Origin of the sequence: Paludibacter sp. (assembly GCF_009712605.1) — a bacterium.
GTDB lineage: Bacteria > Bacteroidota > Bacteroidia > Bacteroidales > Paludibacteraceae > Microbacter.
This window is the reverse complement of the sequence record NZ_WASO01000002.1, coordinates 80,606-93,266: the sequence shown is the minus strand read 5'-3', so window position 1 is coordinate 93,266 and position 12,661 is coordinate 80,606. Positions and strand designations below refer to the sequence as shown.

The window sequence follows — 12,661 nt, the reverse complement described above, 5'->3', positions numbered from 1 at the left end:
ATTCGATAGTCATTAATTCGTAATTAATAAAAGAGTGAAAGCACTATATAACTATTTGAAAGAGGTCGCATTTGCGTTTGTATCGCTTGCAAACGGACTTTTGCTGACCCTAAAGTATTTCGTTACTCCCTGGAAATCTATCATCACCGAAAATTATCCGGACAACCGTAATAATCCAAGTGTGGCTGATGAATTTGCCGGAGAAGTGATTTTGATTCACGACGAAAATAACGAACACAAGTGTACTGCTTGTACGCTTTGTCAGCTGGCATGTCCCAACAATTCCATCCAGATCATTTCGAAACAGGTGGAAACGGAAGATGGCAAAAAGAAAAAAGTGCTCGACAAGTGGGTATACCACCTGGAAATGTGTACTTTCTGCAAACAGTGTATTGATGCTTGCCCGCAAGATGCCATCAAAATGACCAATTCATACGAATTAAGTTGTTTTGATCGTAGTACTCTGACAAAGATACTTAACCAGCCGGGATCAAAACTGAAAGAAAAACCAAAAGTAACTGCTAAAGTACAAGAATAATGAGTGCATCGACAATTATATTCTATATCCTGGCAACCTTAGTGGTTGTTTTCGGAGCGCTGACCGTGTTCAGCCGCAAGATTTTCAGAGCTGCTATCAGCCTGTTGTTATCGTTGACCTTTGTTGCCGGTCTCTATTTCCTTTGGGATGTTGATTTCATCGGTGCTCTACAGATCATTATTTATGTAGGCGGGATCATAGTTTTGATTATTTTCTCTATTTTCCTTACACACCATTCCGGTCAGAAACTGCCCAAAGCCAAAGTAAGCAAAAAACTACTTTCGGGAACTTTGGCTGTAGCCGGGTTAGGCTTTACCACCTGGGTTGTTTCTCAATTTGTATTCAAACCTGCTGTTGGCGTCACTCCTGTTGAGCCTAACGTTCACAACATCGGTTTACAAATGTTGAACTATAGCGAATATGGCTATGTTTTCCCGTTTGAAGTAATCAACATCCTGTTGCTTGCAGCTTTGGTCGGAGCCATTGTGATTGCCATTAAAAAGAGCCAGGAAACGGAAAAATAATTTCAAAGGCTGATTAATAAACCTATTATCGAGTAAATATATAAAGATATGGAACAAGTCCCCTTATCGCACATTTTAATATTAAGTTCCACGCTCTTCTTTTTGGGCGTCTACGGCTTTTTCTCCCGTCGTAACCTGATTACGATGCTTATGTCGGTGGAACTAATACTCAACAGCGTGAATATTAATTTCATCGCCTTTAACAAGTATCTTTTTCCGCATCAATTGGAAGGTGTCTTTTTCACCATGTTCATCATTGTGGTTGCTGCGGCAGAAGTATCTATTTCCATTGCTATTATCATTAATCTGTATCGTCGATTCAAGACCATTGATATTGAAGATACCACAACAATGAAATACTAAACTATGAATAGCTACGAATTATCTGCACTTTTAATTGTAATCTTACCGGCACTCAGCTTTATTGTTTTGGGTCTGTTCGGTAATCGACTCAGCAACCGGGTCTCTGGTCTGATTGGCTGTGCGTCATTGGTAACAACTGCTATTCTTGCTATATACGTTGCTGCCGGTTATTTCTTCGATTTCGGTTTGGTAGGTGGTGTGCATGAAAAACACATTGCCCTGCAATTCCAATGGTTGAAATTCACTGAAAATCTCTCGATTGATCTGGGTATTGTTCTCGATCCTATCTCTGTCATGATGCTGCTTGTGATCACCATCGTTTCTTCAATGGTTCACATCTACAGTCTCGGCTACATGAAAGGTGAGGAATACTTTGAAAGATATTATGCTTACCTGTCGTTGTTCTCTTTCTCAATGCTGGGTTTGGTTATTGCTGTAAATATTTTCCAGATGTATATCTTCTGGGAGTTGGTAGGTGTTTCGTCCTTCCTGCTGATTGGGTTCTTCTTTACAAAACCATCGGCTATTGCAGCTGCCAAGAAAGCGTTCATCGTTACACGTTTTGCTGACCTTGGTTTCCTCATCGGGATCCTGATGTTGAGCTACAATACAAAATCACTCGACTTCTTTACCATCATTGAACGTTTGACTCAGGCAGGTTCTCCTTATCTGGCAAACTTCACAGCTACCAGCTTTATGGGTATGTCGGCTCTGTCATGGGCTCTGTTACTCGTATTTATGGGTGGTGCCGGTAAATCGGCCATGTTCCCGTTGCACATCTGGTTACCCGATGCTATGGAAGGTCCTACTCCTGTTTCGGCCTTGATCCACGCTGCTACGATGGTTGTAGCCGGTGTATTCTTAGTTGCCCGCCTTTTCCCTGTATTTGCTATTTCAGCACCTGATGCTTTATTGATTATTGCATACATCGGAGCATTTACTGCTCTGTTTGCAGCTTTAATAGCATGTACACAAACCGATATTAAACGGGTACTCGCCTACTCTACCATTTCCCAAATTGCATACATGATGTTTGGTCTTGGAGTTGCCGGCTGGGGCGCTGAAAACAGCGAAGGTTTCACCGGTTCAATGTTCCACCTCTTTACTCATGCATTCTTCAAAGCTCTGTTATTCCTTGGTGCCGGTGCAGTAATCCATGCGGTTCACAGCAACGAAATGAAAGACATGGGTGGTCTGCGGAAATCACTTCCCATCACTCACATAACATTCCTTATTGCATGTTTGGCAATTGCAGGGGTTCCGGGTCTCTCCGGGTTCTTCAGTAAAGAAGCTATTTTGGCAGCCGCTTTCCATAGCCATCCGGCAATTTTCTATGTTGGTTTATTTACCAGCGGTTTGACTGCTTATTATATGTTCCGTTTGTACTTCCGCATATTCTGGTACAATCCGGTTCCCGAACACAGCCACAATCACGAAGGTCATACCTGGGCAATGAATATTCCTTTGATTATTCTGGCTGTAGGTGCTGCACTCGCAGGTTGGATTCCTTTCGGTTCGTTTGTAAGTGCAGACGGCAAAGCAATGGAGCTTCCATTCCATTTGACTTTCTCCATTGCTCCTGTAGCATTCGGGTTGATCGGTATTGGCATTGCTTACCTGTTGTATGCTAAAAAGAATGATGTACCGGATAAAATCGCATCTTCTATCAATGCATTGTACAAAGCTTCTTATAACAAGTTCTATATTGATGAAATATATCTGTTCATTACCAAAAAGGTATTGTTCAACTTAGTAGGACGTCCTGCTGCATGGTTCGACCGTACTGTAGTGAATGGCCTTTTCATCAATGGTTCTGCCGAAGCTACAGTTGCTACGTCAAGAGCTATCAAACCGATGCAATCCGGCCGCTTGCAATCTTACACCATGTTCTTCCTCGGAGGAGTGTTATTGCTTGCCGCTTTATTAATCCTCAAATTCATGTAATACCCAATGGATATTCTATCATTATTACTCGTTTTCCCCGTCATTACAGCCCTGGGCATTCTGGTTGCAAAGAAGGATAAGGTTGTCAGATGGACAGCGCTTTCGGGAAGTATTGTACAGTTATTTTTAGCAATTGGCATTACCGCTTATTATGTAAGCCTCCGCAATGCAGGTGAAACCGGGCAAATGTTGCTTGAAAGCAGTTACGAATGGTTTGCTCCGTTGCAAATCTATTTCAGCGCAGCCGTTGACGGAATTTCTCTGGTGATGATTCTGATGACTGCCATGGTGGTGGTTGCAGGGATTTTGGTTTCGTGGAAAATTGGCAAACAGGTGAAAGAGTTCTTCTTCCTGATCTTATTGCTCAGTTTAAGTGCCTATGGTTTCTTTATTTCTACCAACCTGTTTGTAATGTTCTTCTTCCTGGAACTTGCCGTAATACCAAAATATTTGTTGATCGGCGTATGGGGAAGCGGACGTAAAGATTACAGCGCAATGAAACTGGCTTTGATGCTGATGTTCGGTTCTGCTCTTGTTTTCATCGGTATCTTAGGCTTGTTCTACTTCACCGGTGCACAGACATGGGATTTTCAGGAAATCGCTAAAATGCACATTCCAATCGAGACACAACGTATCCTTTATGTGTTGCTCTTTACCGGTTTCGGAGTATTTACAGCCATGTTCCCGTTCCACACCTGGGCACCTGACGGTCACTCTTCGGCTCCTACAGCAGCCTCGATGTTCCTCGCCGGTATTTCAATGAAACTCGGTGGTTATGGTTGCTTGCGTGTTGCGACTTACCTTTTGCCTGATGCAGCTCAGGAACTTTCCTGGATCTTCATCATCACAGCATCCATTGCAATTATTTACGGTGCTTTTGCTACCATGATGCAAAAAGACCTCAAGTATATGAACGCATACTCATCCGTTAGTCACTGCGGGTTTGTTATTCTTGGTATTGCCATGTTGACAAAAGCGGCGGTTACCGGAGCGGTAATGCAAATGGTATCACACGGTATCATGACAGCCCTCTTCTTCGCCAGCATCGGTATGATTTATGACAGAGCTCACACTCGTCAGGCAGACGAACTGGGTGGTATGCTGAAACAAATGCCATTTATTGGCTCTGCATTCATTATTTCAGGGTTATGTTCACTCGGTCTTCCGGGCTTCAGTGGATTCGTTTCTGAAATGACAGTGTTTGTAGGTTCATGGGAACGTACCGGAGTATTCTACCGGGTTGCAACAATTTTAGCTTGTGCTTCTATCGTTGTAACTGCCGTTTATATTCTTCGTGCAGTTGGCTTTGCAATTTGGGGAACTGTTACCAATAAAGAATACCTCAAATTCAAAGACGCTACCTGGAGCGAACGTTCGGCAGCAGTCCTGTTGACACTTGGTATTTTAATCATCGGTTTGGCGCCATTCCTTTTCATTCACCTGATCGATGCAGATACAACTTCAATCGTAAGTCGTTTTATCGCCGTGGTAGGCAAATAAGATCTGCCATAATATAACTGAAATTGTAATACAGTAAATTAAAGATACATGGATATAGTTTTGATGTTTCGGTTCGAGATTATCCTTGCAGCACTCATTCTGGCAATTTTTATAATGTCGCTGCGTGGTTTTGACACGAACGTAAAGTGTTTCCTAAACACAATGAACGTGCTTCTGTTGCTTAACTTTATCGCCGGTTGGTTACCATTGAGTGAAGGCAGCTATTTTTCAGATTTCTTCCGCACTAACGGTTTGATTGTTTTACAAAAAAACATCATCAATCTTGGTTTGCTGTTGATCTCTCTTACCTCATATGCATGGCTTGAGCAGTCAAAATACCGTTTAGAATTCTACCTATTGATGCTCAGTAGTATTTTCGGTGTATATGTAATGCTTTCAAGCGGACATATCCTGATGCTTTATCTGGGACTCGAAATGTCGACAATTCCTATTGCTGCCATGTCGAACTTCAACCTTAAAGAACAACGCTCTTCTGAAGCCGGTATCAAGTTGATCTTGTCTTCCGCATTCTCAACAGGTATTATGTTGTTCGGTATTTCGTTGCTTTACGGAGCTGTAGGAAATCTTTCTTTCGCATCTGTAATTGCCAACCTGCATCCGAATGTGCTGACATTGTTTGCCTTTGCATTTATCCTTGCCGGATTTGCATTCAAAATGTCTATCGTACCTTTCCACTTATGGACTGCCGATGTTTACGAAGGCTCTCCTATCGCTGTAACCAACTTCCTGTCGGTTATCAGTAAAGGATCTGTTATTTTCGTTTTCCTTACAGTTCTCTATTCACTCTTCGGAGGTTTGAAAGAAGCCTGGTTGTTGGGTATCAGCATTGTTTCCATTCTCAGTATGACGGTTGGTAATCTCTTTGCGCTACGTCAGCAAAACGCAAAACGATTCCTTGCCTTTTCATCCATTGCTCAGGTCGGGTTTGTTTTGGTGGGTATTACCGCCGCCTCAACAATCGGTTCTGCCTCGGTAGTGTATTTCGTTCTGATCTACTTATTAAGCAATATCGCTGCATTCGGTGTTATCAGCGCAGTAGCAGACTCTACCGGTTCTGAATCGCTTCAATCATTCAAGGGACTTTACAAATCGAATCCTTTCTATGCCTTGATAATGGCTGTTGCACTCTTCTCGTTGGCAGGTGTTCCTCCTATTGCCGGGTTCTTTGGTAAATTATTCCTGTTGACTGCCGGAATGAAAAGCGGCTTGTACGTTTTGTTAGGATTTGCCGGGGTGAATCTGGTATTGTCACTTTACAACTATTTGCGCGTTGTGAAATACATGTTTATCGATGACAATGAAGCCCACCTGGCTCCTCTCAACAGAAACCGTCAGTTAACAACAGCCCTTTACATTTGCCTTATCGGTCTGATTGCAATTGGCTTTGTTACCCCAATTTATCAATATATCGACTCTCTTTGCAGATTCTGATCGCATAAATAATTCATACAGGAGACCCGGACGCAACTCGTTTCGGGTCTTTTTGTTTTATAATCATCTCTTTACAAACGCCTGACGAATTGCATTCATGGAAATAAATATTTTTTATGATTCGTGGGAAATCAAAATTTGTCTTTTTTCATAACTTTGCGTTACTCTTTGATGCTTATTATCAAACGAGTGCGCTTTAAGAAAAATCAATTTGAGAAGAATCTATTACACTATAAAAATTAAACCATCATCGACATGAAAAGATTATCTTTCTTTGCTTTATTGCTTTGCTTTACAGCCTTTTGTTTTGCACAAGACGGTCCAAAACCTGTTTTATCATTTGCAGAAAAAAGCTATGACTTTGGTACTGTAAAAGAAGAAGCCGGCAAAATCACTCACGAATTTACGTTCTCAAATACAGGAAAAGCGCCATTAGTAATTCAACAGGTAACAGCTTCCTGTGGTTGTACCACTCCTTCATGGACGAAAGAACCGATTGCTCCGGGTGCAAAAGGGACCATCACTGTCACCTATTCGGCAGCTGGTCGTCCTGGTTCATTCCAGAAAAGCATAACAGTAACCAACAATTCGGCTGAAAATCCTGTAATCTTAACTATTAAAGGACAGGTTACCCCGAAAGCTACAGCTCAGGTTACAGCAACGAAATAATACTAATTCAATGTTCAGGAGTTTACTCTTCAGTTTATTCTTGTGCATCGCAATGACAGGCTTTTCTCAATACAGAGAGAAGCCTGTCATTTCATTTGTATCAAGAGGATTTGATTTTGGCAACATAAAGGAAGAAACCGGAAAGGTGACACACGACTTTGTTTTCACTAATACCGGCAAAGCGCCACTGGTGATCCAACAAGTCACTGCTTCGTGCGGTTGCACTACACCCAGTTGGACAAAACAGCCCATAGCTCCCAGAGCCAAAGGAAAAATCACCGTCACCTATTCGGCCACAGGCCGGCCAGAAACATTCACCAAGACAATCACCGTTAACAACAATTCAACGGAAAGCATTGTGCAGCTTTCCATTCACGGAACAGTTATTGCCCAACCCCTGTCGCAGGCACAAGCTTTTCCGATAGCTTTCGGAAAGGTAAAATTAAAATCGACCATCATACCTCTCGGAGAGATGCACAAAGGAGAAAAGAAGGTGATGTCAATACCGGTACTGAACACATCTGATTCTTCGATAACGCTTTCTATCGGTAACTTACCCAAACATATTACAGCTTCCGTACAGCCGAAAACGCTTTCTCCCGGTCAAAAAGGCAGCATTCAATTTTCTTGCAATACTTCTCTGATAAACGAATGGGGATTTAGAAGTGATAAGGTAGTATTGGTCGGGAATAATGATGTAGCGAGCTCCAAAAATAACGTATTGACCATCACAGGTTTTATTTCGGAAGATTTTTCTAAACTGACTCCTGCTCAAAAAGTAGCTACTCCAGTTGCCGCTCTGCTGACAAAGCAAGTAAGTCTTGGCAAAATAAAATGTGGGGAAACTGTAAAAGGAAAGTTCGAAATACGCAATACGGGTAAGTCGCCGTTGATTATCCGCAAGATTTTTTCTGACTGCAACTGCATCACAGCCCAATTACCACAGCAAGGCATTGCGGTGGGACAAACCGCGACTATTAGCTTCTCCGTCAGAACCGGCACTTCTATCGGACAAAAAATAGAAAACGTCAACCTGATGACCAATTCTCCGGCAACAACGGATCTTCAACTGCCCGTCAGCTGGGAAACGATACGATAGAAATCGAGAATAAAGGGCGACCACAGGGTCGCCCTATCAGTAGTTATACCGCAAAATAGCTTTCGAGCTCTTTGAGGGTATCTTCGCCAGTGGCAATATCTTTCACCACATCGCCTTTTTCTAGCACTACAATTCGCTTACAGACTTCGGTAACATGGTTCAAATCGTGACTGGAGATGAGCATGGTTATTCCCAAACGGGTTTGCAGATCGTTCAGTAGGCGTTTCAGGCGTATTTGCGAGGATGGATCGAGCGCAGTGAAGGGTTCGTCCAGAATCAAAATTTGAGGATCACCAAGAAGCGCTGCTGCAATGCCAATCTTTTTCTGATTCCCTTTCGAAAATTCACGAATCATTTTTTTACTGCCATTGATCTCGCCATTGAAGAACTCTTCCATCGACTCGAGAAACAAAGCTATATCACCCTCCGATTTATTGTAGAGTTTGCCGACAAACTTGAAATATTCGCCGGGCGTGAGGAAATCAATCAAAAAGCCCTCATCGAGAAATGAACCGGTAAACGGTTTCCAGCTTTCGTTGCGGGCAACTTTCTGTCCGTCGATTTGGACTTCTCCATCGTTGGCTTCTATCAAATCAAGAATAAGACGGAAAAAAGTGGTCTTCCCTGCCCCATTATTGCCTACCAGTCCGAAACTTTCGCCTTTGGGGATGTTCAATGCCGGAATATTCAAAACGGTTACTCCGTTGTATGCTTTCTTAAGATTGGAAACTTGTATCATATGAGTTGTAAGTTAAAAGTTTAAGGTTGAAAGAATGTAAATGCCTCTATTCTACCTCGCGAAATCCCTGCGCAATAATGTATTTACGGCTATTAAACTGCTTTACACAAAGGTTGAGCAATGGCTTTCTAAAAATGAGGCCGACCAAACCCATGGCTGCCAGTGACCACATTGCAACCGACAGAGATGTCAGCCACGACAATACATTGACCCACAATATGGGGAAAAACATGATGGGTAAAACAATAAGAAAACTTTTATAGGTAGTCCCCTGATAATTCATGGCCGACGAACGAGACAAGTCAACCCGCTTGTTGTTGAACGTAGCAAAGAACAAGAGGAAAATGATGTTACATCCTGTATTGAACAGAAATGCCGTCAGGTGCATATAAATAATCTTGGTGCCGAACAAGAAATAGGGCGTAGTCAGAATAAAACAAATAACATTGAACGCCAGCATCAGGTAATAGTTGGAAAGGATATATGTCCGTGCCGGAATATTCTTTGTCAGAATGCTATCAAAATGGGCACTGTCCCAACTAATCGACCATTGCCCGTAAATAAACATCAGGATGCCGGTCATAAACATGGAACAGAAAAAAATCATGCCATCGCCGTAATGTTCATTCGTATAAAACATTAGGCCGTATAAAAGGAAAAACGCTGACAAGAATAACAAGGTACGTGTCCTTTTGTGCCGCAACATCAATTTTATCTGGACGGATATTAACTCTCCGATAACCCCGAAGCGATCGAGAAACGACAGATCGGCGGTTGCCGTGCGCGAATTTTGCAACTTGCTATTGAATTTTTCAGGATAGAAATTTTGTGCAAAAAACCATTTATTGAGCAAAAAAGCAACGACAACAGCTCCTAACGGAATCAGCAATCCGATAGGATTCATCACTATAAAACCGAAAAGAGCCCTGGAAATTGCAAACAAGGAGAAAACATGCAGATATTCAAGTAAAAAGATCGCACCGAAAGCCACCAGCACCAATATGAATGACAATAATCCCGAACCGAACCGTCGTTTCAGAAATGATGCCAACAGAGAATTGCACCAAACCATCAGTTCGAATGCCACCACAAACCGCAGTGCTACTCCTCCTGTATAATAAGCTGCCATCGAACGAATCGCAAAAGGAATTACCACTAACAGCAGCACATAATTTGCAAGACTAACCAGTGGTTTTAGCAACAGAAAATTGATCAGCAGGGAGCGGTTAACCGGCAACACCTGATACGAATTGAGGTTGACCGTACCCAATTGTTGCATCATGAAGCGCAGCAACAAGCCTGTGAGTAGCAGGTAAAGCATAGCTCCATTGAACAGTTCCATCGGAGTTCCTCCCGGCACTTCCTCTAATATTTTATTTAGAGAAAAGCCCATAAAGAATAACAATCCTCCCATATAGAGTGAAAACACCCCCAGGAAAATACTCACAGCAACATTTTTATAGAATCCTGACGAACGAATTCCTTTCTGCCACTCATGCTTTACTAACTCTAACAAAATCATATTCATTTATTTTTTAACACAACAAAGGTATATAAATTTATCAAACGTCAAATTTGAGTTTCAAATGCTTTATCATATTAGACGCAATAATCAAAAAAACTTACACCAATCTCCTGTTTTTTTTCAAAAATTATGCATTATACCGATTAATTCATTTCTTATTTTTCGCATTTGACCTCTCCCCTGCCCCTTTCCCGAAGAGAGGGGAAATCTGCTAAATGAATTGAATTCTAAACATTTCACTGCCTTGCTCCTCCTCCCCTTGGGGGAGGAGGTTGGGAGGAGAGGTCTGCAATGGAGACTTATATACACTTAATCGATATAATATCTATTAATTATCGACTTTTGAAACCACACATTCTAAAACGACAAAGGGCAGCGTGTATGCCTGCCCTTTGTCGTTACTGAACTGATTCAGAATCGTTCACTGTCCGTGTTAGTTGGTCGTATCAACAGAAAATCCGCGGAAAGAGTGCGGCTGTACAACAACGCTGTACTTTGTCACTTCATAATTCTTCCGTCCTAGCACCCGATCGCCCTGCGAATTGGCTCCTTTAATCACCTCTCCGCTATCGAGATCTTTTATGCTTTTTGACTTGCGGGTTACTACGTTAATAGTCACTGGTTCGTCGCGGAACGACTCTACCACAAAAGTACCATTGTCGTATGGGAATAGTGCTACCTGAGACGGGCCTTCGATGTGTAGCCCGATTTCGTTGTCCATAAAATTACGCAGACTATTCAGCACTGCATCGGGCAAAGCATATAAATGACTGAAATTTTCAGGAATCACCCACACGAAAAAATTGGCGGCTCCATAGTAATTTCGCTGTAGCAATGGCCACCCGTTACCATAACTCAGGGTCGAAATCTCTTCCCATGAGTCGTTGGTCATATAAGTCATTTGCGGTATTTTAATGGTTACCGCAGTCTTATACGGCTTTCTCCACCAACCGCCCGGTACGATGATAGTATCAATATCAGCTTTGCGATCTGTGTAAACCATCTCACAAATATTTTCAATGCCCTTGCCCTGCATGGCATGATAAAAGCCCGAAGTGACCACCACTTCCCCTCCGTTGAGCAAATGCTTGTTGATTTTAGCTACAATATCGGGATCTTTAGAAGCAGTTTCGGTCAGCAACACAAGCTCATTATTTTCGGGAAATGCGGGCACAATCTCCACCGGAACGCCTATCATACCCATGTAATTCTGAAGAAAATCCTCGCCTACTGAATGGAACGGTTTGTAAGACTTAATGCCTTTCGGCGTTCCCAGTTTTCCCAAAATTTTATCTGCTTTTTCAAAGGCGTAATCGGCAACGCGACCATACGTAAGCCGGGTAACTCCACGTGCAGCAGATTCCGCTTTCATATCTTCGTAGTCGAATGACGTTTTATACTTGCTCCACGGACGCGGAGTGTCCCGAATAGTTCCCTTCATTGCGCCATAGTTCCACATGGTGATTTCAGGCGTTTTAGCAAACAGGGTCATCCACAATTGTTCCGCAAACATATCGAGGTAACTGGCTCCATTATCGACCCATCCGCCAAAGTTGTAGCCGGGACGCAGGTTGTTGAAGTACCGATAAATTGAAAAACTTTCGTAAGGCTGTAAATGCTGCTCGCCTTTCGGGTCACGGGTTTCGTCGCCGGTATAGACACCATCGAAAATATGAGGCATCTTTTCAAGATCGAAACCGAGTCCCTGAAAATGCTCGTACCAGTTGGGGAACTTCACGATCACCTTGCACTTGGGATTTATGGCATGAACCGGATCTACAATCAGTTCTTTAGCCGATTGATCGAGCAACGCTGTTCTGAATTTAGCCCAACTCTGCTCGCCCTTTGCCGCAACACAAAGCTTACACTTGCAGTTGGTGAAATAAAAGTCGTCCAACAAGATTTCGTCAAAGTATTTGGCAGCAATCTCTGAAATCTTCCTGATAAGCACTCTCGTTTCCGGATTGCTGTAGCAGAATGTCTCCCAACGTCCGGTCACCGAACCCCGCGAGTTGAAAGTAATTCCACCTTCTACTTCAACACCTTTACTTTTGAAAAATTTGATCGCAGTCTGAAGTGCCTTTTCGTCCACAAAATTCATGTCACGGAAAGTCTCGAGATAGATTTTATAGGGCTTTACGCTCTTTGTGAACTCATTCCATTCCGCTTCCAGCTTCTTTTCATCGCCCATTTTATTCACATCCTGAACAATGACGTAAGTCGTCACGCGAAAATTCTTGTAGTTACCTGCCTTGACACCCATCAAAAACAAAAATGGCAAAACAGAAAACAGAACTGTTCTTTTCAT

11 protein-coding genes are annotated in these 12,661 nt (G+C 42.5%); 8 read left to right on the top strand and 3 right to left on the bottom strand.

The window, feature by feature from the left end; translation table 11 throughout:
- Positions 1–34 precede the first annotated feature (34 nt).
- From F8N35_RS03350 to F8N35_RS03315, 8 genes are all read left to right on the top strand, one after another.
- The gene (locus tag F8N35_RS03350) at positions 35–538 is read left to right on the top strand and encodes a 4Fe-4S binding protein (RefSeq protein ID WP_293049938.1); all 504 of its coding nucleotides are present in this window, start codon (positions 35–37) and stop codon (positions 536–538) included.
- The gene (locus tag F8N35_RS03345; protein WP_293049937.1) at positions 538–1,062 is read left to right on the top strand and encodes an NADH-quinone oxidoreductase subunit J; all 525 of its coding nucleotides are present in this window, start codon (positions 538–540) and stop codon (positions 1,060–1,062) included. Before F8N35_RS03350 ends, F8N35_RS03345 begins: the two co-directional genes overlap by 1 nt.
- A 48-nt stretch (positions 1,063–1,110) precedes the next feature.
- The gene (gene nuoK / locus F8N35_RS03340) at positions 1,111–1,425 is read left to right on the top strand and encodes an NADH-quinone oxidoreductase subunit NuoK (protein WP_068703799.1); all 315 of its coding nucleotides are present in this window, start codon (positions 1,111–1,113) and stop codon (positions 1,423–1,425) included.
- 3 nt (positions 1,426–1,428) lie between these two features.
- Positions 1,429–3,369 (top strand): NADH-quinone oxidoreductase subunit L, encoded by a 1,941-nt coding sequence (gene nuoL, locus F8N35_RS03335; RefSeq protein ID WP_293049936.1) that lies wholly within the window; start codon positions 1,429–1,431, stop codon positions 3,367–3,369.
- Positions 3,370–3,375: 6 nt separating this feature from the next.
- The gene (locus F8N35_RS03330; RefSeq protein WP_293049935.1) at positions 3,376–4,869 is read left to right on the top strand and encodes an NADH-quinone oxidoreductase subunit M; all 1,494 of its coding nucleotides are present in this window, start codon (positions 3,376–3,378) and stop codon (positions 4,867–4,869) included.
- 48 nt (positions 4,870–4,917) lie between these two features.
- Complete coding sequence (locus F8N35_RS03325) at positions 4,918–6,321, top strand: NADH-quinone oxidoreductase subunit N (protein WP_293049934.1); 1,404 nt, start codon at positions 4,918–4,920, stop codon at positions 6,319–6,321.
- 255 nt (positions 6,322–6,576) lie between these two features.
- Positions 6,577–6,990, top strand: a complete 414-nt coding sequence (locus F8N35_RS03320) for a DUF1573 domain-containing protein (RefSeq protein WP_293049933.1) — start codon at positions 6,577–6,579, stop codon at positions 6,988–6,990.
- Positions 6,991–7,042: 52 nt separating this feature from the next.
- Positions 7,043–8,089, top strand: a complete 1,047-nt coding sequence (locus tag F8N35_RS03315; RefSeq protein ID WP_293049932.1) for a DUF1573 domain-containing protein — start codon at positions 7,043–7,045, stop codon at positions 8,087–8,089.
- A 43-nt stretch (positions 8,090–8,132) separates the two neighbouring features.
- Here the strand turns inward: F8N35_RS03315 and F8N35_RS03310 are convergent, their stop codons facing one another.
- From F8N35_RS03310 to F8N35_RS03300, 3 genes are all read right to left on the bottom strand, one after another.
- Positions 8,133–8,828, bottom strand: coding sequence for an ABC transporter ATP-binding protein (locus F8N35_RS03310; RefSeq protein ID WP_293049931.1), 696 nt, complete (start codon positions 8,826–8,828; stop codon positions 8,133–8,135).
- 46 nt (positions 8,829–8,874) lie between these two features.
- Positions 8,875–10,350: a DUF5687 family protein gene (locus tag F8N35_RS03305; RefSeq protein WP_293049930.1), complete on the bottom strand. Its 1,476-nt coding sequence runs from the start codon at positions 10,348–10,350 to the stop codon at positions 8,875–8,877.
- Between the two features lie 436 nt (positions 10,351–10,786).
- Positions 10,787–12,661, bottom strand: a complete 1,875-nt coding sequence (locus F8N35_RS03300; RefSeq protein WP_293049929.1) for a hypothetical protein — start codon at positions 12,659–12,661, stop codon at positions 10,787–10,789.